Source organism: Streptomyces sp. NTH33 (assembly GCF_003236365.1).
Lineage (GTDB): Bacteria > Actinomycetota > Actinomycetes > Streptomycetales > Streptomycetaceae > Streptomyces.
On the sequence record NZ_POTZ01000011.1, the window covers coordinates 1 to 23,705 of the forward strand.

The 23,705-nt window shown below is 72.4% G+C and carries 21 protein-coding genes; 11 read left to right on the forward strand and 10 right to left on the reverse strand.

All coding sequences use genetic code 11. The annotated features are described in order from the left end of the window. Positions 1-53 precede the first annotated feature (53 nt). Positions 54-1,259, reverse strand: coding sequence for a sensor histidine kinase (locus C1I97_RS02160; protein WP_111001513.1), 1,206 nt, complete (start codon positions 1,257-1,259; stop codon positions 54-56). 235 nt (positions 1,260-1,494) lie between these two features. Here C1I97_RS02160 and C1I97_RS02165 point away from each other — a divergent pair, with 235 nt between their 5' ends. Next, the gene (locus tag C1I97_RS02165; RefSeq protein WP_258382386.1) at positions 1,495-2,469 is read left to right on the forward strand and encodes an SAM-dependent methyltransferase; all 975 of its coding nucleotides are present in this window, start codon (positions 1,495-1,497) and stop codon (positions 2,467-2,469) included. Here C1I97_RS02165 and C1I97_RS02170 read toward each other — a convergent pair. Further along, positions 2,434-3,585, reverse strand: a complete 1,152-nt coding sequence (locus tag C1I97_RS02170; protein WP_111001515.1) for an NADH-quinone oxidoreductase subunit D — start codon at positions 3,583-3,585, stop codon at positions 2,434-2,436. The genes C1I97_RS02165 and C1I97_RS02170 overlap by 36 nt on opposite strands. A 31-nt stretch (positions 3,586-3,616) precedes the next feature. Here C1I97_RS02170 and C1I97_RS02175 point away from each other — a divergent pair, with 31 nt between their 5' ends. Further along, the gene (locus tag C1I97_RS02175) at positions 3,617-4,129 is read left to right on the forward strand and encodes a PH domain-containing protein (protein WP_111001516.1); all 513 of its coding nucleotides are present in this window, start codon (positions 3,617-3,619) and stop codon (positions 4,127-4,129) included. Beyond that, the gene (locus tag C1I97_RS02180; protein WP_111001517.1) at positions 4,126-5,457 is read left to right on the forward strand and encodes a PH domain-containing protein; all 1,332 of its coding nucleotides are present in this window, start codon (positions 4,126-4,128) and stop codon (positions 5,455-5,457) included. The genes C1I97_RS02175 and C1I97_RS02180 overlap by 4 nt, the downstream gene beginning before the upstream one ends. A 17-nt stretch (positions 5,458-5,474) precedes the next feature. Here C1I97_RS02180 and C1I97_RS02185 read toward each other — a convergent pair whose 3' ends face one another. Both C1I97_RS02185 and C1I97_RS02190 read right to left on the reverse strand, forming a co-directional pair. Next, the gene (locus tag C1I97_RS02185) at positions 5,475-6,677 is read right to left on the reverse strand and encodes a hypothetical protein (RefSeq protein ID WP_111001518.1); all 1,203 of its coding nucleotides are present in this window, start codon (positions 6,675-6,677) and stop codon (positions 5,475-5,477) included. A 158-nt stretch (positions 6,678-6,835) separates the two neighbouring features. Further along, a complete protein-coding gene (locus tag C1I97_RS02190; RefSeq protein WP_111001519.1) occupies positions 6,836-7,963 on the reverse strand; it encodes an alpha/beta hydrolase in 1,128 nt (375 codons plus the stop codon). A gap of 226 nt (positions 7,964-8,189) precedes the next feature. On the opposite strand from C1I97_RS02190, the gene C1I97_RS02195 reads away from it, so the two are divergent. The 6 genes from C1I97_RS02195 (at position 8,190) to C1I97_RS02220 (ending at position 13,296) form a co-directional block, all read left to right on the forward strand. Continuing rightward, positions 8,190-10,001 (forward strand): phosphatidylglycerol lysyltransferase domain-containing protein, encoded by a 1,812-nt coding sequence (locus tag C1I97_RS02195; RefSeq protein ID WP_111001520.1) that lies wholly within the window; start codon positions 8,190-8,192, stop codon positions 9,999-10,001. An 83-nt stretch (positions 10,002-10,084) separates the two neighbouring features. After that, positions 10,085-10,993 (forward strand): dihydropteroate synthase, encoded by a 909-nt coding sequence (gene folP / locus C1I97_RS02200; RefSeq protein WP_111001521.1) that lies wholly within the window; start codon positions 10,085-10,087, stop codon positions 10,991-10,993. After that, positions 10,990-11,502, forward strand: a complete 513-nt coding sequence (locus C1I97_RS02205) for a nuclear transport factor 2 family protein (protein WP_111001522.1) — start codon at positions 10,990-10,992, stop codon at positions 11,500-11,502. The genes folP and C1I97_RS02205 overlap by 4 nt, the downstream gene beginning before the upstream one ends. A gap of 261 nt (positions 11,503-11,763) precedes the next feature. Next, positions 11,764-12,123, forward strand: a complete 360-nt coding sequence (gene folB / locus C1I97_RS02210; RefSeq protein WP_111001523.1) for a dihydroneopterin aldolase — start codon at positions 11,764-11,766, stop codon at positions 12,121-12,123. Next, on the forward strand, positions 12,120-12,731 hold the full coding sequence (folK, locus tag C1I97_RS02215; RefSeq protein ID WP_111001524.1) for a 2-amino-4-hydroxy-6-hydroxymethyldihydropteridine diphosphokinase: 612 nt from the start codon (positions 12,120-12,122) through the stop codon (positions 12,729-12,731). Before folB ends, folK begins: the two co-directional genes overlap by 4 nt. A 76-nt stretch (positions 12,732-12,807) precedes the next feature. Then, a complete protein-coding gene (locus tag C1I97_RS02220) occupies positions 12,808-13,296 on the forward strand; it encodes a DUF3180 domain-containing protein (protein ID WP_111001525.1) in 489 nt (162 codons plus the stop codon). A 37-nt stretch (positions 13,297-13,333) separates the two neighbouring features. On the opposite strand, the gene folE is transcribed toward C1I97_RS02220, so the two are convergent. The 6 genes from folE to dacB form a co-directional block, all read right to left on the reverse strand. Next, positions 13,334-13,939 (reverse strand): GTP cyclohydrolase I FolE, encoded by a 606-nt coding sequence (folE, locus tag C1I97_RS02225; protein WP_111001526.1) that lies wholly within the window; start codon positions 13,937-13,939, stop codon positions 13,334-13,336. A gap of 120 nt (positions 13,940-14,059) precedes the next feature. Beyond that, positions 14,060-16,099, reverse strand: a complete 2,040-nt coding sequence (gene ftsH, locus C1I97_RS02230; RefSeq protein WP_111001527.1) for an ATP-dependent zinc metalloprotease FtsH — start codon at positions 16,097-16,099, stop codon at positions 14,060-14,062. 186 nt (positions 16,100-16,285) lie between these two features. After that, a complete protein-coding gene (hpt, locus tag C1I97_RS02235; protein ID WP_111001528.1) occupies positions 16,286-16,846 on the reverse strand; it encodes a hypoxanthine phosphoribosyltransferase in 561 nt (186 codons plus the stop codon). A 111-nt stretch (positions 16,847-16,957) separates the two neighbouring features. Continuing rightward, positions 16,958-18,157, reverse strand: a complete 1,200-nt coding sequence (gene tilS / locus C1I97_RS02240) for a tRNA lysidine(34) synthetase TilS (RefSeq protein ID WP_258382385.1) — start codon at positions 18,155-18,157, stop codon at positions 16,958-16,960. A gap of 192 nt (positions 18,158-18,349) precedes the next feature. Continuing rightward, positions 18,350-19,450, reverse strand: coding sequence for a zinc-dependent metalloprotease (locus tag C1I97_RS02245; protein ID WP_111001529.1), 1,101 nt, complete (start codon positions 19,448-19,450; stop codon positions 18,350-18,352). A gap of 127 nt (positions 19,451-19,577) precedes the next feature. Next, positions 19,578-21,245 (reverse strand): D-alanyl-D-alanine carboxypeptidase/D-alanyl-D-alanine endopeptidase, encoded by a 1,668-nt coding sequence (dacB, locus tag C1I97_RS02250; RefSeq protein WP_111001530.1) that lies wholly within the window; start codon positions 21,243-21,245, stop codon positions 19,578-19,580. A gap of 79 nt (positions 21,246-21,324) precedes the next feature. Between dacB and C1I97_RS02255 the strand changes: the two genes are divergently transcribed. Continuing rightward, a complete protein-coding gene (locus C1I97_RS02255) occupies positions 21,325-21,816 on the forward strand; it encodes an inorganic diphosphatase (RefSeq protein WP_073947016.1) in 492 nt (163 codons plus the stop codon). 147 nt (positions 21,817-21,963) lie between these two features. Then, positions 21,964-23,700 carry a threonine/serine ThrE exporter family protein gene (locus C1I97_RS02260; protein WP_181446525.1) on the forward strand — a complete coding sequence of 579 codons (1,737 nt, stop codon included), beginning with the start codon at positions 21,964-21,966 and terminating at the stop codon, positions 23,698-23,700. Positions 23,701-23,705 lie beyond the last annotated feature (5 nt).

The window sequence follows — 23,705 nt, forward strand, 5'->3', positions numbered from 1 at the left end:
GTCAGGGGGCGTGGCAGGGGGCGTGGCAGGGACAACAGGGGCGTACGTCCACGTCAGTGCGCCGGTTTGAGCGGCAGCAGGGCGCTGATGCGGAAGCCTCCACCGGGGCGGGGGCCCGCGTCCAGGGTGCCGCCGACCATGCCGACGCGTTCGCGCATGCCGATCAGGCCGTGGCCCCCGCCGTCGGCGCCGCCCTCCTCGTACAGCTCGTGCGGGGCGCCCTTGCCGTCGTCCTCGACGAGCAGGCCGAGGCCGTCGTCGAAGTAGACCAGGCGCACGCTCGCGCCCGTGTTCGGCCCGCCGTGCTTGCGGGTGTTGGTCAGGGCCTCCTGCACGATGCGGTACGCGGTGAGCTCGACCCCGCTGGGCAGCGGACGCGGAGTGCCCTCGATCCTGAAGTCCACGGGCAGTCCGGAGCCCCGGCACTGCTCGACCAGCTCCTCGATCTGGTCGACGTCGGGCTGCGGCACGTACTCGCCGCTCTCCCGGGGCTCGCCGGTGCGCAGCACGCCCAGCAGGCGGCGCATCTCGGCGAGGGCCTGGCGGCCGGTGGAGGAGATGGTCTCCAGGGCCTTCTTCGCCTGGTCGGGCGCGGCGTCGAGGACGTAGGCGGCGCCGTCTGCCTGCACCACCATCACCGACACGTTGTGCGCGACCACGTCGTGCAGCTCGCGCGCGATCCGGGCGCGCTCGGCGGCGACCGCCACCTTCGCCTGCGCCTCGCGCTCCTTCTCCAGGCGGGCGGCGCGCTCCTCCAGCTGCGCGAAGTAGGCACGGCGGGTGCGCATGGAGTCGCCGAGCACCCAGGCGAGGGCGAACGGCACCGTCGTGAAGACCGCCACGGCGACGTTGCCGAGGGCGCTCGCGTCGTCCTGCGGCCAGCGGATCTGCGCGAGGGCCGCCGCGCACAGCCCGCCGGCCAGGGCGAACCGGGAGGCCCAGCGGGCGCCGTCCGCGGCGACGGTGTAGACGATCACCAGCATGGCGAAGTCGGCCGGCGTCGTCTGGACGTCCAGGACCAGCTGTGCCACGCCGGTCGCCGCCGCCAGCAGCAGCATCTTCTCGGGCATCCGGCGGCGCAGGGCGACGACCGCGCACAGCACGACGGAGACGGCCAGGGCCGCACCGGGTGATCCGTGGTGGTCCGGCACCCTGTGGATGCTCGCCGCGCTCACGCCGGAGATCCCGAGCAGGACCAGGGCCCAGAAGCCGTCGACCCACATCGGGTGCCTGCGGAGGAAGTCATAGAGGCGCTGCACGTAACCCAGAGTAGGCAAGCGGGACAGGCGCAGGGGTCAACCGGAGGGCCGATCCGCACGCGGCGCCCGTACTCCCCAAGGTGGAGGCCGCGATCACCTGTGCGCCTAGTCTGGCGGGGTGGCGGACAACACAGAGGGCGGCACCGCGGACACCGGGACGGACACCAGGACGGACGTCGGGGCGGACGGCCCGGCGGAGGAGTGGCGCGGCTGGCGGGCGGCGGCCGAGGAGGCCCTGTACGGACCGGGCGGCTTCTACCGGCGGCCCGAGGGGCCGGCCGGGCACTTCCGTACGTCCGTGCACGCCTCGCCGCTGTTCGCGCGGGCCGTGGCGCGGCTGCTGTGCCTGGTCGACGAGGCGCTGGGCCGCCCGGCGGAGCTGGACTTCGTCGACATGGCGGCCGGGCGGGGCGAGCTGGCCGCCGGAGTGCTCGCCGCGCTGCCCGCGGACGTGGCCGCACGCACGCGCGTGCACGCCGTCGAGATCGCCGGCCGGCCCGGCGGCCTCGACCACCGGATCGAGTGGCTGCCCGAGCCCCCGCGGGGGATCACGGGGCTGCTGTTCGCCAACGAGTGGCTGGACAACGTGCCGGTGGAGGTCGCGGAGGTGGACGCCGCGGGCGTACCCCGGCGCGTTCTCGTACGGCGGGACGGCACCGAGCGGCTCGGGGAGCCGGTGGCGGGAGCGGAGGCCGAGTGGCTGGCGCGGTGGTGGCCGCTGCCGGCCGAGCAGGGGCTGCGCGCGGAGATCGGGCTGCCCCGGGACACCGCCTGGGCCGCCGCGGCCGCCCGCGTGGAGCGGGGTCTGGCGGTCGCCGTCGACTACGCGCACACGGCGGACACCCGGCCGCCCTTCGGCACGCTCACCGGCTTCCGGGAGGGCCGGGAGACGGCGCCGGTACCGGACGGCTCGTGCGACATCACGGCGCACGTGGCCCTGGACGCGTGCGCCGCGTACGCGCCCCCGGGCGCCCGTCTGCTCACCCAGCGCGATGCACTGCGCGCCCTGGGAGTCACCGGCGCACGCCCCCCGCTGTCGCTCGCCTCCGCGCACCCCGAAGAGTACGTACGTGCCCTGGCACACGCCGGGGAGGCCGCCGAGCTCACCGCGGCCGGGGGGCTCGGTGACTTCGGCTGGCTGGTGCGGCCGGTCGGCGTGCCCGGGCCGGCGGCCCTATTTGTCGATGTCCCCGACCACGAAGAACATTGACCCCAGGATCGCCACCATGTCCGCCACCAGCGTGCCCGGCAGCAGCTCGGTGAGCGCCTGGATGTTGTTGTACGAGGCCGAGCGCAGCTTCAGCCGGTACGGGGTCTTCTCGCCCTTGCTGACCAGGTAGTAGCCGTTGATGCCGAGCGGGTTCTCGGTCCACGCGTACGTGTGCCCCTCGGGCGCCTTCAGGACCTTCGGCAGCCGCTGGTTGATCGGGCCCGGCTCCAGCTCGGCCAGCCGGTCCAGGCAGGCGTCGGCGAGGTCGAGCGCGTTGTGGGTCTGCTCCAGCAGGCACTCGAAGCGGGCCAGGCAGTCGCCCTCCTGCCGGGTGACGACCTTCAGGGTGTCCCGCAGCTCCCCGTAGGCGAGGTACGGCTCGTCGCGGCGCAGGTCGAAGTCGACGCCCGAGGCGCGCGCGATCGGACCGCTCGCACCGTAGGCGTGCACGGCCTGCGGCGTCAGGACTCCCACGCCCCGGGTGCGCCCCCGGAAGATCTCGTTGCCGAGCACCAGGTCGTCGAAGACGTCCATGCGCGAGCGCACGGCGGCGACCGCGGCACGCGCGCGCGTGGCCCACCCGGCCGGCAGGTCCTCCTTCAGGCCGCCGACCCGGTTGAACATGTAGTGCATCCGGCCGCCGGAGACCTCCTCCATGACGTTCTGCAGGACCTCGCGCTCCCGGAACGCGTAGAAGACCGGCGTGATGCCGCCCAGCTCCAGCGGGTAGGAGCCGAGGAACATCAGGTGGTTGAGCACCCGGTTGAGCTCCGCGAGCAGCGTGCGCGTCCACACCGCGCGCACGGGGACCTCCATGCCGAGCATCCGCTCCACGGCGAGGACCACGCCCAGCTCGTTCGAGAAGGCCGACAGCCAGTCGTGGCGGTTGGCCAGCATGATGATCTGACGGTAGTCACGCGCCTCGAACAGCTTCTCCGCGCCGCGGTGCATGTAGCCGATCACCGGCTCCGCGCGCGAGATGCGCTCGCCGTCCAGCACCAGCTTCAGCCGCAGCACTCCGTGCGTGGACGGGTGCTGGGGTCCGATGTTGAGCACCATGTCGGTGCCCTCCGCGGCGCCGCCGATCCCGACCGTGGTCTGGGTCGTAGGAGTCATGGACACAGTCTCCCCTACGTACGCTTGCCTCATGGAGACGGGGAGCGCGGACAGCGTGGACGAGGAGCGGGCGGCCGGGGGCGAGCCGGTGTGGATCCCGCTGCCGCGCGGCCTGCTGCAAATGCGGCGGCTGCTGCTGGTGGTGTGGCTGGGCCCGCTCACCCTGGTGGCGGGACTGCTGCCGGGACTGCTGGCCGGTCCCCTCTGGTCGGCCTTCGCTCTGCTGCCGCTGGCGCTGACGGCGTGGGTCTGGGTGCTGCTCGGCCGCAACTGGCGCTCCTGGCGGTACGCCGAGCGCGCCGACGACCTGCTGATCAGCCGGGGCGTGCTGTGGCGCGAGGAGACCGTCGTGCCGTACGGGCGAATGCAGCTGGTCGAGGTCACCTCCGGGCCGGTCGAGCGGCACTTCGGGCTGGCCACCGTGCAGCTGCACACGGCCGCCGCCGCGACCGACGCGACCATCCCCGGCCTCGACCCGGCCGAGGCGGAACGGCTGCGCGACCGGCTCACCGAGTTCGGCGAGGCACGATCGGCGGGGCTGTGACGGCGGGGGGCGAGGAGACCGTACGCGACGGGCGGCCCGTGGCCGAGCGACGGCTGCACCTGGTGACCCCGCTCAGGCGGGCGTGGGCGCCGGTCGCCGTACTCGCGGGCTGGGCCGTGCACGACCCCGGCCAGGCGCAGCGGCAGCTCACCCGGCTGACCACGACCACCCTGCTGATCGGGCTCGCGGTGCTCGTGCCCGCGGCCGCCCTCTACGGCTTTCTGTCCTGGTGGTTCACGCGCTTCGCGGTGACCGACACCGAACTGCGCATCCGCACCGGCCTGTTGTTCCGGCGCACCGCGCACATCCGGCTGGAGCGGATCCAGGCCGTCGACGTCACCCGGCCGCTGCTCGCGCGGGTCGCGGGCGTGGCCAAGCTCAAGCTCGACGTCATAGGGACGGACAAGAAGGACGAACTGGCCTTCCTCGGCGAGGAGGAGGCCCGGGTGCTGCGCGCCGAACTGCTGGCGCGGGCGGCCGGGTTCGCGCCCGAGTCGGCGCACGAGGTCGGTGAGGCACCCGCGCGGGAGCTCGTGCGCGTACCCGCGCGCGTGATCGCCGTCTCGCTGCTGCTGACCGGCGCGGTCTGGGGCTCGCTGGTCGCCGCCGTCGTCGTACCGCCGCTGCTGTGGCTGGCCACCGACAGCCTGTGGACGGTGCTGGCGGCCGCGGTGCCGCTGTTCGGCGGAGCCGTGACCAGCAGCGCGGGCCGCTTCGTCGCCTCCTACGGCTGGACGGTGAGCGAGTCGCCCGACGGGCTGCGGACCGACCGGGGACTGCTGGACCGCGCCCACGAGACGGTGCCGCCGGGACGGGTGCAGACCGTACGGATCGTGGAGCCACTGCTGTGGCGGCGGCTCGGCTGGGTCCGGGTGGAGCTGGACGTGGCCGGGTCGTCCGACTCCGTGCTGCTGCCGGTCGCCCCGCGCGAGGTCGCCGAGTCGGTCGTCGCGCGGGTGCTGCCGGGGACGACGGTGCCGCCGGCGGCCTCGCTGACGCGTCCGCCGCGGCGCGCCCGGTGGTGCCTGCCGATGTGGTGGCGCGGACACGGAATCGCCGTCACCGACGCGGTGTTCGCCGCGCGGCACGGGATCCTGTGCCGCCGCCTCGCGCTGGTGCCCCACGCCAAGGTGCAGAGCGTACGGCTGTCCCAGGGCCCGTGGGAGCGCGCACGGCGCGTCGCCGACCTCCGCGTGGACACCGGCGCGAACAAGACCGTGACGGCCCGTCTGCGGGACGCCGGGGAGGCGGCGGAGCTCCTGCGGGTCCAGGCGGAGAGGTCCCGCACCGGGCGCCGGACCGCGCGGCCGGACCGCTGGATGGCCTGAGCGCGGCCCGGCGGGTGTCAGGAGGCCGCGGTGCGCAGGCCCTGCATGTCGATCGGTTCCGTCTCGTCGTGGGCCGTCAGGTCGATGACCTGGCCCGCGGCCGGCTTGTACTGGGACTCGGCCTCCGCCTTGTGGAGGGTGAGGGCCTCCTGGCCGACCACGTCGGCCAGGTCCTCGTTCTGGACGGTGTCCAGGTCGGTGGACGGCGTGTCCTTCTTCGTGCCGAAGAAGTCGAATCCGCCCTCGGCCACCGGGCGCCGCGCGGGCGCGGCCGGTACGACGGCCACCGCGGTCGGCACGGTGAAGTGCCCGGAGGGCAGCCGCGGCGCGGACCTGGCCGAAGGCGCCGGTTCGGCCGGCTCCACCGGCTCGACCTGCTTCGCCGACTTCACCGGCTCGACCTGCTCGACCGACTTCACCGGCTCGACCGAGTCGCTCGCCGCGGTCGGCTCGGTCGCCTCGGTCGTGGTGGCGGCCGCGTGCTCGTGCGCGTCGGCCGCTTCGGGCTGCCCCTCCGGCCCGTCCCCCTCCGGTCCGTCCTCTTCCGGTCCGTCCTCCCCCGCGATGCCGGCGTCGGCACCGTCGTCGTACTCCGACGGGGCGTCAGACTCCTTGACAACGGCCTCGTTGGCCTCCTCGCCGTCCGTGCCGAGCCGCGACAGCGCCGCCTGGGCCCGCAGGAACAGCTTGGAGCCCTCCGGGGAGAACACACCGGGAACCTCGGCCTCCGGCTTCTCCTCCGTGGCGGCCTCGGCCGTGTCGGCCGTCGGCGCGGCGGGCAGCGCAAGGGTGTCGGGGCCGGCCTCTATCTCCAGCAGGCGGCGGCCCTCCAGCGCGCTCGCCCGCTCCGTCTCCGCCGTGGCGTACCGCCGCAGCAGCGCCGCGTGCTCGTTGCGCAGCCCCGCCAGCTCCGCACGCCTGGCCCGCAGCTTCTGCTCGAGCCGGACACGCAGCTCGCGCGACTCCTCGAGATCCGTCTCGAGTTCGGCGACCCGCTCCTCGAAGCGCCACTCGTCGCTCGCACGCGCGCGCGTGAGGTCGGCGACCTGACGGCCGGCCTGCACGTCCCAGCGGCGCATGACGGCCGCGCCGAGGACCGCGGTCGCCGCGGCGACCGCGGCGAGCGACCGCAGCACGATCGCGTCCGTGAACACCCAGGGAGCCAGGGCGCAGACGAGCGAGACGCCGGCGATCGCCGAAGGAGGCAGCAGCCTGTGCAAGGGCGGGGAATGGCGGTGACGTCCACGTGGCATGGCCAGAAACTTACCGCGCGTAGGCGGGTCGCGGCAGGCCGCCCGGCAAAAAGACAGCCATACCGAAACCTTCGGGCGGCAGCGGCGGTTCCGGCCGCCTTTGCCTTCGCTTCAGCAAGATCATTTCAGCGGTCGCTCAGGCGGGCACTCATCCACTGCAGCGTCGCCGGGATCTCGCGCCGCCAGGTGTTGAAGTTGTGACCGCCGCCGTCGAGGATGATCGACGAGATCCGTGTCCTGTCCGTCCCCCTCACCTCGTCTATGAACTTGAGCGTCGCGTTGTAGTTGGCCTCGCCGACCCTGCTGCTGGTGACGAGCAGTGATGTGTCGGGCGCGGGCAGGTGCTTGATGCTCCATCGCAGGTCGGCGCGGTTCCGCAGCTGCTGGTTCCCCTGGAAGAGATCGCCCGTGGTCGGGTCGATCGGCGCCTTGTAGTACGGGGACAGGCCCGCGCCCGCGGCGTACACCTCGGGATGGTGCATGGCGAGTTTCAGCGCGCAGTAACCACCCGTGGAGTTGCCGACGATGCCCCAGCCGACCGGCTTCCTCGCGACCCGGTAGTGGGCGGCGACGGCGTCCGGCAGGTCCTTGGCGAAGAACGTCTCGGTCTGCGGGCCGCCCGGGATGTCCACGCACTCCGTGTCCCGCGGCGGTGCCACCGTCGGGCGCAGCATCACCAGGATCATCGGCTGCATCCGCCCCTCCTCGGCGAGATCCCGCGCCGTGCGCGGGTAGTGCAGCTTGCCGATCAGCGCCTGCGCGGTGCCCGGGTAGCCGGTGAGGACCACGGCCACGGGGAAGGTGCGCCTGCGGTACTGCGGCTGGAAGTACTCCGGCGGCAGGTATATGAACGCGGGCGTGGCGATGCGGGTCGTACGGCCCACGATGTCGACCTTCTGGATCTGGCCGGCGGTCCGCGGCCGCTCGCCGTCGCCCAGCCGCACCCGCTGGGTGCCGACCACCTGCAGCGGACCGTCGGTGCGGCCGAGCGCCGAGTTGTCGACGACGACCCCCTGGCCGTTCTCCTGCCCGAACAGGTCCGCCCAGCTGGCGTAGAAGCCGAAGGCCTGGTTGGCGGCGAGCCCGACGCACGCGAACAGCACCAACTGGGTGGTCAGCAGCAGGCCGACGCGCCCGCCGACCGCATGCCAGGTGCGGCGGGCCAGACGTGGCCAGAGCCACACCGTGCCGACGAACAGCAGCACGGCGAACAGAATCGCCAGTGCCAATACCTTGTTGCTCGTAAGACCCATGGGCTCTTACCCGCCTGCACTTCCCGCCCGGGCCCGCCACCGCCTCGCGAGGGCTTGCCCTGGCCTTTTACCTGGCCTTTGACCCGACTTTCCGGCGGGGAGGGAACCTGACTCCCCCGAACACCGTCCTAGAGGGCGCAATGTCGCCGGATGCCCGGGATCGGCACCGGATTCAAGGTCTCTCGCAGAACTACGGGATGCGATGTCCGTCAGGATAGATGGGGAAATGTCAGACAAGGTTCCGCACCGACCGGGCCGGGTGCGGCGCATGTTCCGCGGCCCGCGCCCCGAGGCCGTCCCCGCTCTGGTCGGCAGGGCCTGCGCGGTCGTCGGCCTCCTGGACATCGCCGCGGGTGTCTTCCCGCGCTTCAGGCACAGCCGTATGCACGCCATGGCCGAGGTGCTGCCGGGCTCGTTCGGCCCGTTCGCCGCGGCCCTCTCCCTCAGCGTGGGCGTGCTGTTGCTGCTGCTCGCGCACGGCCTGAAGCGGCGCAAACGGCGGGCCTGGCGCGCGGCCGTGGCACTGCTGCCGGCCGGCGCGGCGGCGGAGTTCGTCTACCGGCACTCCGTGGTCGGGGTGATCATCTCGCTCGCGCTGCTCGCGCCGCTGCTGATACACCGCCGTGAGTTCGCCGCACTGCCGGATCCACGCAGCCGCTGGCGGGCGCTGGCCAACTTCGTCCTGATGAGCGCGGGTTCGCTGGGCCTCGGCATGGTCATCGTCACCGTGCACGGGCACCGGATGGTCGGCAACCCCAGCGTGGCGGACCGGCTGACCCACGTCGTCTACGGCCTGTCCGGCTTCGAGGGCCCGGTCGACTACCAGGGCAGCACCTCCTGGACCGTCGCCTTCTCCCTCGGCGCCCTCGGCTGGCTCACCGCGGTCACCACCGTCTACCTGGCCTTCCGCCCCGAGCACCCGGCCGCGCATCTGACCGAGGAGGACGAGAGCAGGCTGCGCGCCCTGCTGGCCAAGCACGGCGGCCGGGACTCCCTCGGCCACTTCGCGCTGCGCAGGGACAAGGCGGTCGTTTTCTCCCCCAGCGGCAAGGCGGCGGTGACGTACCGCGTCGTCTCCAGCGTGATGCTGGCCAGCGGCGACCCGATCGGCGACGTCGAGGCCTGGCCGGGGGCCATCGAGCGGTTCATGGACGAGGCCAGGGCCCACTCCTGGACGCCCGCCGTCATGGGCTGCTCCGAGACCGGCGGCGAGGTGTGGACCCGGGAGACCGGTCTGGACGCTTTGGAACTGGGCGACGAGGCGGTGGTCGACGTCGCGGATTTCTCGCTCGCCGGACGTGCGATGCGCAATGTCCGTCAAATGGTCAAGCGCATCGAGCGGGCCGGCTACGAAACCCGGGTACGGCGCATCCGTGACCTCGGGAGCACCGAGCTGGAGCGGATCCGGCGGGCCGCGGAGGACTGGCGCGGCACCGACACCGAGCGCGGCTTCTCCATGGCGCTCGGCCGTATCGGCGACCGCGCCGACGGGGACTGCCTGATCGCCACCGCGCACAAGCAGGACGACGCGCCGGGCGAGTACGGCGACCTGAAGGCGATCCTGCACTTCGTGCCCTGGGGCGAGGACGGCGTCTCCCTGGACCTGATGCGGCGCGACCGCTCGGCCGACCCCGGCATGAACGAACTGCTGATCGTCGCGGCGCTCCAGGCCGCCCCGAAGTTCGGCATCACCCGCGTCTCACTGAACTTCGCGATGTTCCGCTCGGCGCTGGCACGCGGCGAGAAGATCGGCGCGGGGCCCGTGCTGCGGGCCTGGCGCGGACTGCTGGTGTTCCTCTCGCGCTGGTTCCAGATCGAGTCGCTGTACAAGTTCAACGCCAAGTTCCAGCCCCGCTGGGAGCCGCGGTTCGTCGTCTACCGCGCCTCCGCGGACCTGCCCCGCATCGGCTTCGCCGCCATGCAGGCCGAGGGCTTCGTCAACCTGGCCCTGCCCCTGCCGCGCTTCCTGCGCCGCCGCACCGCGACCGAGCGCCCCTGCGCCCACTCGGTCGCGGAACGGGACGTACGCGCGGCATAGGGCCTGCCCGGCGGGCGCCCCGGCCCGGCGCTGTCGTCCGGGGCGTGGAGGGTGCGGTCGGGTGCGGGGCCTACGCTGAAAGTATGAGCAATCACAGCGGGCGCGGCCGAGTGGCGGGCCTTCCGGTATGGGACCGGTGCGCGGTCATGGGGGTCGTGAACGTGACCCCCGACTCCTTCTCCGACGGCGGCCGCTGGTTCGACACGACCACCGCCGTCAAGCACGGCCTGGACCTCGTCGCCCAGGGCGCGGACCTGATCGACGTGGGCGGCGAGTCCACCCGCCCCGGCGCCACCCGCGTCGACGAGGCCGAGGAGCTGCGGCGCGTCGTCCCCGTCGTCCGCGGCCTCGCCTCCGAGGGCGTCACGATCTCCGTGGACACCATGCGCGCCCGCGTCGCCGAGCAGGCGCTCGCGGCAGGCGCCGCACTTGTCAACGACGTCAGCGGCGGCCTCGCCGACCCCGCGATGATCCCGGTGGTCGCGGACACGGGCGCCCCGTTCGTCGTGATGCACTGGCGCGGCTTCCTGGAGGGCGGCGCCATCCGCGGGGCGTACGACGACGTCGTCACCGAAGTCGTCGACGAACTGCGCGCACGCGTGGAGGCCGTTCTGGAGGGCGGTGTCGCCGCCGACCGCGTCGTCGTCGACCCCGGTCTCGGCTTCTCCAAGGAGACCGGGCACGACCTGGCGCTCCTGGCCCACCTCGACCGTCTGCGGGACCTGGGACACCCCGTCCTCGTCGCCGCCTCCCGCAAGCGGTTCCTCGGCCGGGTGCTGGCCGGCCCCGACGGCGCGCCGCCGCCCGCGCGCGAGCGGGACGCCGCCACCGCCGCCGTCTCCGCGCTCGCCGCGCACGCCGGCGCCTGGGCGGTGCGCGTGCACGAGGTCCACGCGACGGCGGACGCGGTACGGGTCGCCCGCGCCGTGGAGGGGGCGCGCACCACCGGCGGCCGCACGCCGGGCGCGGGCTCTCCCGAAGGAGCCCGGTGAGCGCCCCCCACACCGATGTCGAACAGGTGGAGGCCGCCAACACCGCCTTCTACGAGTCGCTGGAACAGGGGGATTTCGAGGAGCTGTCCGCGCTCTGGCTCACCCCTTCCGACCTGGGCGTCGACGAGGAGTACCACGACCCGGCCGACACCGGCGTGATCTCCTGCGTGCACCCCGGCTGGCCCGTGCTCACCGGACGCGGCGAGGTCCTGCGCTCGTACGCGCTGATCATGGCCAACACCGACTACATCCAGTTCTTCCTCACCGACGTGCACGTCTCGGTGACCGGCGACACCGCCCTGGTGACCTGCACCGAGAACATCCTCAGCGGCGGCCCCGCCCCCGCCGACGGCGGCGAGCTCGGCCCGCTGGTCGGACAGCTCGTCGTCGCCACCAACGTGTTCCGGCGCACACCCTTCGGCTGGAAACTCTGGTCCCACCACGCCTCCCCGGTCCTGGCCGAAAGCGGCGAGGACGAGGAAGACACGGACGACGACACACCCGCCTGAGAGGGCCTGAGAGGGCGGACACCTGGTGCGGGGCCCGGGACGTGGCCGGAATCACGGGCCGCGGGGAAAGGACCGGCCACCGTCCCGTGAGCAGCCGGGTTCTCCAGGGAAAACGCACGGTGAAACCTCCCGGACCCGGCTCGCCCGGCCTCCCCCGTGGCCCGGCTCTGTCAGTGTCCGCAGGTAGATTCGTTCGAGACCGGTGTGCCGCCCGCACGCGGCAGGAACCGGCCGCCACCGACGACTGCAGGAGTGATTCGCGTGGATCGTGTCGCGCTGCGCGGCCTGAGGGCCCGCGGGCACCACGGTGTGTTGCCCAAGGAGCGCGAGGAGGGCCAGACCTTCCTCGTGGACGTCGTCATGGGAGTGGACACCCGGCCGGCCGCGGCCGACGACGACCTGGCGAGGACCGTGCACTACGGCATCGTGGCCGAGGAGGTCGTGGCCGTGGTGGAAGGCGAGCCGGTGAACCTCATCGAGACGCTCGCCGAGCGCATCGCCCAGGTCTGTCTGAAGCACGAGGGGGTCCAGGAGGTCGAGGTCTGCGTCCACAAGCCGGACGCACCGATCACGGTCCCCTTCGACGACGTGACCGTCACCATCACCCGGAGCCGAGTATGAACGCACCCTTCACCAAAGGGCACGGCGACCCGACCGTCCAGCCGGTGCCCGCCGCCGTCGTCGAGAGGGTCGACGCCGCCGACAGCACCCTGCAGAACCCCAAGCGGGCCGTGATCTCGATCGGCTCCAACCTCGGCAACCGCCTGGAGACCCTCCAGGGCGCCGTGGACGCCCTGGAGGACACCCCCGGCGTCCGCATCAAGGGCGTCTCCCCGGTCTACGAGACCGAGCCGTGGGGCGTCGAGCCCGGCACCCAGCCGTCGTACTTCAATGCGGTGGTGATCCTGAGGACGACCCTGCCGCCGTCCTCCCTCCTGGAGCGCGCCCACGCCATCGAGGAGGCCTTCAACCGGGTCCGCGACGAGCGCTGGGGCCCGCGCACCATCGACGTCGACATCGTCTCCTACGCCGACGCCGTCTCCGACGACCCGGTCCTCACGCTCCCCCACCCGCGCGCCCACGAACGCGCCTTCGTCCTCGCCCCGTGGCACGACGTGGACCCGCAGGCCCAGCTTCCCGGCCGGGGCGCGGTGGCCGACCTGCTGACCTCGGTCACCCGCGAGGGCGTCCAGCCCCGGGGGGATCTGGAACTCCGTCTGCCCGAGTAGTCGTTAAGGTCTAGACGACGCAGAACCTGCGCGAGACGTGCGACCGACCACAGTCCGGGGGAGCTGAAGGGACACCGTGAGAGAGCTGCGCATCAGGGTGCTGGCCGGCGTGTTCGTCGTCGCCGGAGTGCTGTCCTGGGCGGCCGCCCGCCTGTGGAACGCGGTGGGGACACTCCCCAGCGTCCCCTTGGCAGCCCCCGTCGTCCTCGCTCTGATCGCCGCGGTCCTCCTGGCCACGGCGCTCTCCTTGCGGGCCCGGCTGAAGGCCCAGCGCGAGCGCCGTCCCGGTGCCAGGGGCGTCGACCCCCTGGTGGCGGCCCGCGCGGTCGTCTTCGGTCAGGCCAGCGCCCTGGTCGCCGCCCTGGTCGCCGGCATGTACGGCGGCACGGGCGTCGTCCTGCTGGCCCTCCTCGACATCCCGGCCCGCCGCGACCAGGCCGTCTACGCCGGCTTCTCGGTCGTCGCCGGCATCGCGGTCATAGCGGCCGCCCTGTTCCTCGAACGGGTCTGCAGACTCCCGGAGGACGACGACCACGACCACCCGGGGGCGGAACCGGTGGCGTGAGCCACCGGAGGCGTCACCAGCTCCCCCGCGGTCCGGGTCAGCGCGCCATGATGAGGCTCATCGCCTCGTTCCGCGTCGTTGCGTCCCGCAGCTGACCGCGCACCGCCGAGGTGACGGTCTTCGCACCGGGCTTGCGGATGCCCCGCATCGACATGCACATGTGCTCGCACTCCACGACGACGATCACGCCGCGCGGCTCCAGGATCTCCATCAGCGAGTCCGCGATCTGCGTGGTGAGCCGCTCCTGCACCTGGGGGCGGCGGGCGTAGACGTCCACCAGCCGGGCCAGCTTGGACAGCCCGGTGATCTTCCCCGTCACGGACGGAATGTAGCCGACGTGGGCGACTCCCCTGAACGGCACGAGATGGTGCTCACAGGTCGAGTACACCTCGATGTCCTTCACGAGGATCATCTCGTCGTGCCCCAGATCGAACGTCGTCGTCAGGACGTCCTCGGGCTTCTGCCACAGGCCCGCGAATATCTCCTTGTACGCCCGCGCCACCCGTGCCGGTGTTTCGAGCAGGCCCTCGCGGTCCGGGTCCTCGCCGACCGCGATGAGGAGTTCGCGCACGGCGTTCTCAGCGCGCTTCTCGTCGAACTCGCCGATGGTCGCCTCGCCGTCCAGCGTCACGGGGTCGGTCATGTGAAGCCTCGTTCCTGGTGTGTCTGATCTGCGGACATGCGAAATGCCGCACCCCCCAGGCTAGAACCTGGGGGGTGCGGCACACATTCCGGGGCCGGTGCGGCCCGGCGCCCGGGCCCGTCAGTTGTCCGGGCGGCCCTCCGGGGCCTGCTCCGTGACCGGGGCGGGCTCGGTGGCCGTGGACTTGACCGTGCTGATCGCCGGCGTCGCGCCGTTCGCCCCGTTGGTCAGCGCGAGCTCCTTGGGGGAGAGCACCGGCGGGCGGGTCGACGGCGTACGGCGGGAGGAGCCGGTCCAGGCGGGCCGCGGCGGGCGCTTGACGATGGGGGCGAAGATCTCGGCGATCTCCTCCTTGCCCAGGGTCTCCTTCTCCAGGAGGGCCAGGACGAGGTTGTCGAGGACGTCGCGGTTCTCGACCAGGATCTCCCAGGCTTCGTTGTGCGCGTTCTCGATGAGCTTCTTGACTTCCTCGTCCACCAGCGCGGCGACCTCTTCCGAGTAGTCGCGCTGGTGAGCCATCTCACGTCCGAGGAACGGCTCGGTGTTGTCGCCGCCGAACTTGATCGCGCCCAGACGCTCGGTCATGCCGTACTGCGTGACCATCGCGCGGGCCGTGGTGGTGGCCTTCTCGATGTCGTTCGCCGCGCCCGTGGTCGGGTCGTGGAAGACCAGCTCCTCGGCCGCGCGGCCGCCCAGCATGTAGGCCAGCTGGTCCAGCATCTCGTTGCGCGTGGTCGAGTACTTGTCCTCGTCCGGGAGCACCATCGTGTAGCCGAGGGCGCGGCCGCGGGACAGGATCGTGATCTTGTGGACCGGGTCGGCGTTCGGTGAGGCCGCCGCGACCAGGGCGTGGCCGCCCTCGTGGTACGCGGTGATCTTCTTCTCCTTGTCCGACATGATCCGGGTCCGCTTCTGCGGGCCGGCGACCACGCGGTCGATCGCCTCGTCCAGCATGTGGTTGTCGATCAGCTTCTTGTCGCTGCGGGCCGTGAGCAGCGCGGCCTCGTTCAGCACGTTGGACAGATCGGCACCGGTGAAGCCGGGGGTGCGGCGGGCGACGGCGGACAGGTCGACGTCGGGGGCGACCGGCTTGCCCTTCTGGTGGACCTTGAGGATCTCCAGACGGCCCAGCATGTCGGGTCGGTCGACGGCGATCTGCCGGTCGAAGCGGCCCGGGCGCAGCAGCGCCGGGTCGAGGATGTCGGGGCGGTTGGTGGCGGCGATGAGGATCACACCGCCCTTGACGTCGAAACCGTCCATCTCGACGAGCAGCTGGTTCAGCGTCTGCTCGCGCTCGTCGTGACCACCGCCGAGACCGGCGCCGCGGTGGCGGCCGACCGCGTCGATCTCGTCGACGAAGACGATCGCCGGCGCGTTCGCCTTGGCCTGCTCGAACAGGTCGCGGACCCGGGAGGCACCGACACCGACGAACATCTCGACGAAGTCGGAACCGGAGATCGAGTAGAAGGGCACGCCGGCCTCGCCCGCGACGGCACGCGCGAGCAGGGTCTTGCCGGTGCCGGGCGGGCCGTAGAGCAGCACGCCCTTGGGGATCTTCGCGCCGACGGCCTGGAACTTGGCCGGCTCCTGCAGGAACTCCTTGATCTCGTGTAGCTCCTCGACGGCCTCGTCCGCGCCGGCGACGTCCGCGAACGTCGTCTTCGGTGTGTCCTTGGTGATGAGCTTGGCCTTGGACTTGCCGAAGTTCATGACCCGGGAGCCGCCACCCTGCATCTGGTTCATCAGGAACAGGAAGACGACCACGATGAGGACGAAGGGCAGCAGGGAGAGCAGGACGCCGACGAAGGCGTTCTGCTTGGTCGGCGAGACCGTGTAGCCCTTCGGGATCTGCTTGTCCTGGTACTTGGTCTGCAGCGTGTTGGCGATGGTCACGCCCTGGTCGCCGATGTAGCTCGCCTGGATCTTCGAGCTGCCCTCGACCTTCTGGCCGTCCTTGAGCTCGACCTTGATGGTCTGCTCGTCGCCGGTGGTCAGCTTGGCCTGCTGGACCCGGTTGTCATTGATCGCTGCTACGACCTGGCCTGTGTCCACCGTCTTGTAGCCGCCGGACTCGCCGACGACGTTCATCAACACGACCACGGCAAGGACGGCCAGCACGATCCACATGACCGGCCCACGGAAGTATCGCTTCACGTCCATCCATACGGAGCGGTGCCGCCCCGTCCCTCCTGCCATAGTGAGTTTGATAAGACAGTTCTTCTGACGGTACCCCAGCATGGTGGCCCGAAGCCGCACAAGTGGGTCGGCGTTCCCGTCCGCATGCTCCAACGACTCCGGGGCCGCCGGGGTTCCCGATCAACGTACGGCGCATGGGCCCTTCGGAGGTCAACCGCCGTAGACGTGGGGGGCGAGCGTACCGACGAACGGCAGGTTCCGGTACTTCTCGGCGTAGTCCAGGCCGTAGCCGACGACGAACTCGTTGGGGATGTCGAAGCCGACCCACTCCACGTCGATGGCGACCTTCGCGGCCTCCGGCTTGCGCAGCAGCGTGCACACCTTCAGGGAGGCGGGCTCGCGGGTGCCGAGGTTGGAGATCAGCCAGGACAGGGTCAGGCCGGAGTCGATGATGTCCTCGACGACCAGGACGTGCTTGCCCTTGATGTCGGTGTCGAGGTCCTTGAGGATCCGTACGACACCGGAGGACTGGGTGCCCGCGCCGTAGGAGGACACGGCCATCCAGTCCATGGTGAGCGGGGTGGACAGCGCCCGGGCCAGGTCCGCCATGACCATGACCGCGCCCTTGAGGACGCCGACGATCAGCAGGTCCTTCCCCTCGTACTCCGCGTCGATCTTCGCGGCCAGCTCGGCCAGCTTCGCGTCGATCTCTTCCTTGGTGATGAGTACCTGCTTGAGGTCGGCACCCATGTCTTTCGCGTCCACCCGCATCACTTTCGGTCGGTCGTCACACCGGCTGTTCCGGCCCGCCCCGGCGGGGCGGGCGGCCGCCGCGGCCTCCCCAGGGGGAGAGACCTTCGGCTCTCCCCCTGAGGGAAGGATTCAGCCTTGCCGAATCACCAGTCTGCCACCCTGCCGCTGGGCGACGACCCGGCCCGGGAGGTTGATGGCCCCCTGACCGCGCCAGCCGGTGATCAGCCGGTCGAGTTCCTCGATGTGCCGGGCGAACAGGGAACCGGGCGGGGCGCCGGCGTCGATGGCGGCGCGGCGCAGGATGCGGCGGCGCACGGCGGGGGGCAGTTCGTGGAGCTTGGCGCACTCCAGGCGGCCGGCGTCGTCGCGGACGGCGGCCTCGGCCTGGCTGGCCCACACGTCGAGGGCGTCGGCGTCGTCGCGGGAGAGCTGGGCGGTGCGGGCGAGGGCCTCGACGACGCCCTTGCCGAGGGCCTTCTCCAGGGCGGGCAGGCCCTCGTGGCGCAGCCGGGAGCGGGTGTAGGAGGGGTCGGTGTTGTGCGGGTCGTCCCAGACGGGCAGGGACTGGACCATGCAGGCCGTGCGGGCGGTCTGCCGGTCGATGTGCAGGAAGGGGCGGCGGTAACGGCCGCCGGCCCCCGAGACCGCGGCCATTCCGGACAGGGAGCGGATGCCGGAGCCGCGGGCGAGGCCGAGCAGCACGGTCTCGGCCTGGTCGTCCCGGGTGTGGCCGAGCAGGACGGCGTGGGCGCCGTGGCGGTCGGCGGCGGCGTCGAGGGCGGCGTAGCGGGCGTCGCGGGCGGCGGCTTCCGGTCCGCCGTCGCGGCCCACGGTGACGGCGACGGCCTCGACCGGGTCCAGGCCGAGTTCGCGCAGCCGCTGGGCGACCTCGTCGGCGCGCCGGCCGGAGCCGGCCTGGAGCTGGTGGTCGACGGTGATGCCGCCGGCCCGGACGCCGAGCTTGGGGGCCTCGAAGGCGAGGGCGGAGGCGAGTGCCATGGAGTCGGCGCCGCCGGAGCAGGCCACGAGCACGAGCGGCGCGTGCGGGCGCGCGTGCGGGGCCGGTGGATTCTCGGGGTCCTGCGGGGCCGGCACGCCGTGGCGGGCCCGCGGGGCGGTCTGTGAGGCGGTCTGCGGGGCGGACCGCGGAGTGCGGCCCGGTGCCGACACGCCGTGCGGCGACTGCCCGGGGAACTGCGCGGCCCCGGGGTCCGGCCGGTCGTGCGGGGCCGGTGGCACGGGGCGGGACGGGATCTGCTCGTTCAGGATGTCGTGGAGGACGCGGCGTACCGCCAGGCGTATCGCCGCGACCGCAGGATGGGGACCCATGTCCGGTTCCCTTCACGGAGTTTTCGGGGGTGAGCCCGATATCGGTCACTCACCGTGTGTAGATGGTGACAGAATCGGGGCGTTCCCCGAGCATCGCACGCCTATCCCTCGCTCACGGTCCCTCGGACGGGTGATTGGAGTGTCGTCCGCCTGCCGTCGGCCGGATCCGGTCCACGGCGATCACCGGCGCGGTCACGGCTCGGCCCTGCGGTGCACCCGTGCGATCCAGTCCGCCGGTTCGGAGATCTCCGCCTTGGTGGGGAGGGTGTTCGGAGAGGTCCACACCCGGTTGAAGCCGTCCATGCCGACCTGCTCGACGACCGCGCGGACGAACCGCTCGCCGTCCCGGTACTGCCGCAGCTTGGCGTCCAGGCCGAGCAGCTTGCGCAGGGCCATGTCCAGGCGGGAGGCGCCCCTGGCACGGCGCTGCTGGAACTTCTCGCGGATCTCCGCGACGGTCGGTACGGCGTCCGGGCCGACCCCGTCCATCACGTAGTCGGCGTGGCCCTCCAGGAGGGACATCACGGCGGTGAGGCGGCCGAGGATCTCCCGCTGGGCCGGGGTCTGGACCAGCTCGACCAGGGAGCGGCCGCCGTCGTCCTCCTCGCCCTCGGGGCGGCCGCCGACCAGCGACTGGGCGGCATCGCGGATGCGCTCCAGGAAGGCCATGGGGTCGACGTCGGTCTCCGCCAGGAAGGACTGGATTTCGCCCTCGAGGTGGTCGCGCAGCCAGGGCACGGCGGTGAACTGCGTGCGGTGCGTCTCCTCGTGCAGGCACACCCACAGGCGGAAGTCGTGGGGCTCCACGTCGAGCTCGCGCTCGACGTGGACGATGTTCGGCGCGACGAGCAGGAGCCGGCCGCCGCCGTTCTCTCCGGTGGGGAGGTCGCGGGCGGCCGGGGCGAAGGTCTCGTACTGGCCGAGGACGCGGGAGGCGAGGAAGGACAGCAGCATGCCGAGCTCGACGCCGGTGACCTTGCCTCCGACGGCGCCGAGGACCGCGCCGCCGGGGGTGCTGCTGCGGCGCTGCTGCATCTTGTCGAGGAGCGGTTTGAGGATCTCCCGGAAGCCGGCGACGTTCGCCCGGATCCAGCCGGGGCGGTCGACCACGAGTACGGGCGTGTCGTGGGTCTCGTCGGTGCCCAGTCGGGTGAATCCGCGGACATGTTCCTCGGAGGCCTTGGCATGCCGGCGCAGTTCCGCGACGACGGCCCGGGCCTCGTCCCGGCTCACCTCGGGGCCCGGCCGTACGAGCCGGGTCGCGGTCGCGACCGCGAGATTCCAGTCGACCATCCCGGGAGTTGCGGCACCACCGATGCTCGTCATGGGTCAACGGTACGTGAGCGCTGCCGCTGCTGGCAGGACGGCGAGGCGGGGCAGGCGGGCGTGTGCCCGGGAGGCACCGGCGCCGGCCGGTGGGTCAGCGGCAGGAACAGGTGGTCAGGGCGGTGACTGCCCGGTCCAGGGCCGACTGGGCCGCTTCCTGGCCGGCGGTGTTCTCCGTGAGGAAGGCGAAGGCCAGGAGGTGGCCGTCCTGGGTCATCACCGTGCCCGCCAGGGTGTTGACGCCGGTCAGGGTGCCGGTCTTGGCACGGACCAGGCCGGCCGCGCCGTCCGCACCGGCCGCGCCGTCCGCACCGGCCGCGCCGTCCGCACCGGCCGCGCCGTCCGCACCGTTCACGTAGCGGCCGCTCAGGGTGCCGGTGAAGCCGGCGACCGGAAGGCCGGTGAGGACCGGGCGGAGTTCGGGGTGGGCGGGGTCGGCCGCCTTGAGGAGCAGGGCCGTGAGCAGGTCGGCGGTGAGCCGGTCGGCCCGGTCGAGGCCGCTGCCGTCGTGGAACGCGGCGCCCGTCAGGGGGAGGCCGAGCTTTTGGAGCCGGGCCTCGACCGCGGCCGCGCCGCCGGCGAAGTCGGGACGGGCTCCGGCCGCGAGGGCCGTGTGGCGGGTCAGGGCCTCGGCGATGTCGTTGTCGCTGTTGGTGAGCATGCGTTCGACCAGGGTGGACAGCGGGGGCGAGGAGACGGTCGCCAGGGTCTTGGCGCGCGCGGCCGCCCGGGACGGGCCGGCGGCCGTGGTCCGGATGCCTGCGTCGGACAGCAGGCGCGCGAAGGCGTCCGCCGCCTGAGCCGCCGGGTCGGCCACGCGCGGGGCGGGGCCCCTGGTCGAGTCGTCGGTGCGGGCCGCGTCGGTCATCAGGGCCGTGACCCGGGCGATGTTCTCGTTGACGCCGATGGGGTGCAGGTCGGAGCCGGCGTACAGCGAGGTGTCGTACGACAGTGTCACCTTCGTCACACCCCGCTTGGTCAGCGCGGCCGCCGTCTCGTCGGCGAGGGTGCGCAGGCTCGCCCAGCCCTGGGCGTCCTCGCGGGCGGTGAGCGTGGGGTCGCCGCCGCCGACCAGCACGAGTTCTCCGGTGCCGGGCTCCAGGACGGCACGGGTGGTGAGCCGGTGGTCCGGGCCGAGGGCGGACAGCGCGGCGACGCCGGTGGCGATCTTGGTGGTGGAGGCGGGGGTGAGCGCCTCGCCGGCCCCCTGGCCGTACAGCCGCCTGCCGGTGGCCATGTCGACGACGGAGGCGGAGCGGCGGGTGCCGAGGGCCGGGTTCTGCAGCAGCGGGTCCAGGACGGCTGGGAGACCCGAGCCGTCGGACACCGGCTCCACCGGGCCGCCGGCCCCGCCGAGCCCCACCAGCACCGGCAGGGCGCTGGGCGCGGGCCGGGCCCCGCCGGCGGACGTGTCACGCGTACGCGACGTGTCGGACGTATCGTTTCGGCGGCCGTGATCTGCGCCACCCGTGTGCTCCAGGGCAGCCGCCCGGTGCCGCTCGGCCGTACGCTTTCCGGAGGAGTCCCAGGGACCGGCGGCGGTCACCGCACCGGCGGCGAGCACCAGCCCGGCCGTGGCGGCACCCGCCGTGTACTGCCAGGTCCTCGGTGTCACGAGCCGCGGCCCGGCGGCCCGCGCAAGCCGCGCGACCCGCGGTTTCACGGCCTGCGCCACCCGTGCCAAACGCGGTCGCGCGGCCCGCGCGAGGCGGGCCAGACGCGGTCTCACGGCACGCCAGGCCCTCAGCTCCGGCACGACCACCAGCCCCTTTCGCGATCACACACCTGCGTGAGGGACACTTAACCACCAGAACTATGTGCTGATCATGGAGGAGCCACCGGTGGAGTTCGACGTCACGATCGAGATCCCTAAGGGTTCGCGGAACAAGTACGAGGTGGACCACGAGACCGGTCGTATCCGCCTGGACCGTCGACTCTTCACTTCGACCAGCTACCCGGCCGACTACGGCTTCGTCGACAACACCCTCGGCGAGGACGGCGACCCGCTGGACGCGCTGGTCATCCTGGACGAGCCGACGTTCCCCGGCTGCCTCATCAAGTGCCGCGCCATCGGCATGTTCCGCATGACGGACGAGGCGGGCGGCGACGACAAGCTGCTGTGCGTCCCGGCGTCCGACCCGCGCGTGGAGCACCTGCGGGACATCCACCACGTGTCGGAGTTCGACCGCCTGGAGATCCAGCACTTCTTCGAGGTCTACAAGGACCTGGAGCCCGGCAAGTCCGTCGAGGGCGCCAACTGGGTGGGCCGCTCCGACGCCGAGGCCGAGATCGAGCGTTCCATCAAGCGCTTCCAGGAGCATGGCGGTCACTGAGTCGTCCGTCGCTCTCGGGCCGTACCGCCCACCAGCCGGGGCGGTACGGCCTGCTCCTGTCCGCGCACGGCTTCCTGTCCGTGTACGGCCAGGTCTGCCCGCCCATACTGAGGCTGACGGAAGGTGTCGTTCAGGGAGCGTTGCCCAGTGACGGACGCGGAGGACCTCAAACCGCAGTCGGACGAGGCGAGGAGCGCGTTCAGGGTTCCCGCGGGGAACTCGATGACCCAGGTCCAGCTGATCCCGGTCGTCCAGCCGGGCGACGGCGAGTCGTCCACGACGTCGGAGTTCGCCGTACCCGAGGGCCTGGCCGTCCCCCGGACGGGGACCGAGTCGGAGACCACCTCCGAGTTCACGCTCCCGGAGGGGCTCGAGGTTCCGCAGCCGCCGGCCGCGGAGCCCGAAGGGTCCGCGTTCAGCCCGCCGAGCACCTACAGCGCCCGCCAGGCTCCGCCCGCCTTCACCCCGCCGGGCGGCATACCGGTGGTCAGCCTGGCCAAGGACGTCCCCTGGCAGGACCGGATGCGCACCATGCTGCGCATGCCGGTGGCCGAGCGCCCTGCGCCCGAGCCGGTGCAGCGGGCCGAGGAGGGCGGCCCGGCCGTCCCGCGCGTGCTCGACCTGACCCTGCGCATCGGCGAGCTGCTGCTCGCGGGTGGTGAGGGTGCCGAGGACGTCGAGGCGGCGATGTTCGCGGTCTGCCGGTCCTACGGCCTGGACCGCTGCGAGCCGAACGTCACCTTCACCCTGCTGTCGATCTCCTACCAGCCGTCCCTGGTGGACGACCCGGTGACGGCGTCCCGGACGGTACGGCGCCGGGGCACCGACTACACGCGTCTGGCAGCCGTCTTCCAGCTCGTCGACGACCTGAGCGACCCGGAGACCCACGTCTCCCTGGAGGAGTCCTACCGGCGGCTGGCGGAGATCCGCCGCAACCGGCACCCCTACTCCGGCTGGGTGCTGACCGCGGCCGCCGGGCTGCTGGCGGGCACGGCCTCCGTGCTCGTCGGCGGCGACCTGATCGTCTTCGTGGCGGCGGCGCTCGGCGCGATGCTCGGCGACCGGCTGGCGTGGCTGTGCGCCGGGCGCGGGCTGCCGGAGTTCTACCAGTTCACGGTCGCAGCGATGCCGCCGGCCGCGATCGGCGTCGCGCTCAACGTGACGCACGTCGACGTGAAGGCGTCCGCGGTCATCACCGGTGGACTGTTCGCGCTCCTGCCCGGGCGGGCGCTGGTGGCGAGCGTGCAGGACGGGCTGACCGGCTTCTACATCACCGCCGCCGCGCGCCTGCTGGAGGTCATGTACTTCTTCGTCGGCATCGTCACCGGGGTGCTGCTGGTCCTGTACTTCGGGGTGAAGCTGGGTGCCCAGCTCAACCCGGACGCGGCCCTCGGCGCCAGCGAGCGGCCCGTGCTGCAGATCGTCGCGTCGATGCTGCTGTCGCTGACCTTCGCCGTCCTGCTGCAGCAGGAGCGGTCCACCGTGCTGTGGGTGACGCTCAACGGCGGCGTCGCCTGGTCGGTGTACGCCGCGATGCACAACGTCGGCGGGATATCGCCGGTGGCGTCCACGGCTGTGGCGGCGGGCCTGGTGGGCCTGTTCGGGCAGTTGCTGTCGCGGTACCAGTTCGCGTCCGCGCTGCCCTTCACGACGGCCGCGATCGGTCCGCTGCTGCCCGGTTCGGCGACGTACTTCGGTCTGCTGGCGATCGCGCAGAACAACATCGACAAGGGGCTGTTGTCGCTGGCCAAGGCGGTGTCGCTCGCCATGGCCATCGCAATCGGCGTGAACCTCGGGTCGGAGATCTTCCGGCTGTTCCTCAGGGTGCCGGGCGGCGCCTCGGCGGCGGGGCGCCGGGCCGCCAAGCGCACGCGCGGGTTCTGACCCGG

What these genes read in the sequence shown, in the direction of transcription:
- C1I97_RS02170 (WP_111001515.1), bottom strand. Translation starts at nt 3,585, where the DNA reads ATGACTCCTACGACCCAGACCACGGTCGGGATCGGCGGCGCCGCGGAG.
- C1I97_RS02175 (WP_111001516.1), top strand. Translation starts at nt 3,617, where the DNA reads ATGGAGACGGGGAGCGCGGACAGCGTGGACGAGGAGCGGGCGGCCGGG.
- C1I97_RS02190 (WP_111001519.1), bottom strand. Translation starts at nt 7,963, where the DNA reads ATGGGTCTTACGAGCAACAAGGTATTGGCACTGGCGATTCTGTTCGCC.
- C1I97_RS02195 (WP_111001520.1), top strand. Translation starts at nt 8,190, where the DNA reads ATGTCAGACAAGGTTCCGCACCGACCGGGCCGGGTGCGGCGCATGTTC.
- folP (WP_111001521.1), top strand. Translation starts at nt 10,085, where the DNA reads ATGAGCAATCACAGCGGGCGCGGCCGAGTGGCGGGCCTTCCGGTATGG.
- folK (WP_111001524.1), top strand. Translation starts at nt 12,120, where the DNA reads ATGAACGCACCCTTCACCAAAGGGCACGGCGACCCGACCGTCCAGCCG.
- folE (WP_111001526.1), bottom strand. Translation starts at nt 13,939, where the DNA reads ATGACCGACCCCGTGACGCTGGACGGCGAGGCGACCATCGGCGAGTTC.
- ftsH (WP_111001527.1), bottom strand. Translation starts at nt 16,099, where the DNA reads ATGGACGTGAAGCGATACTTCCGTGGGCCGGTCATGTGGATCGTGCTG.
- hpt (WP_111001528.1), bottom strand. Translation starts at nt 16,846, where the DNA reads ATGCGGGTGGACGCGAAAGACATGGGTGCCGACCTCAAGCAGGTACTC.
- tilS (WP_258382385.1), bottom strand. Translation starts at nt 18,157, where the DNA reads ATGGGTCCCCATCCTGCGGTCGCGGCGATACGCCTGGCGGTACGCCGC.
- C1I97_RS02245 (WP_111001529.1), bottom strand. Translation starts at nt 19,450, where the DNA reads ATGGTCGACTGGAATCTCGCGGTCGCGACCGCGACCCGGCTCGTACGG.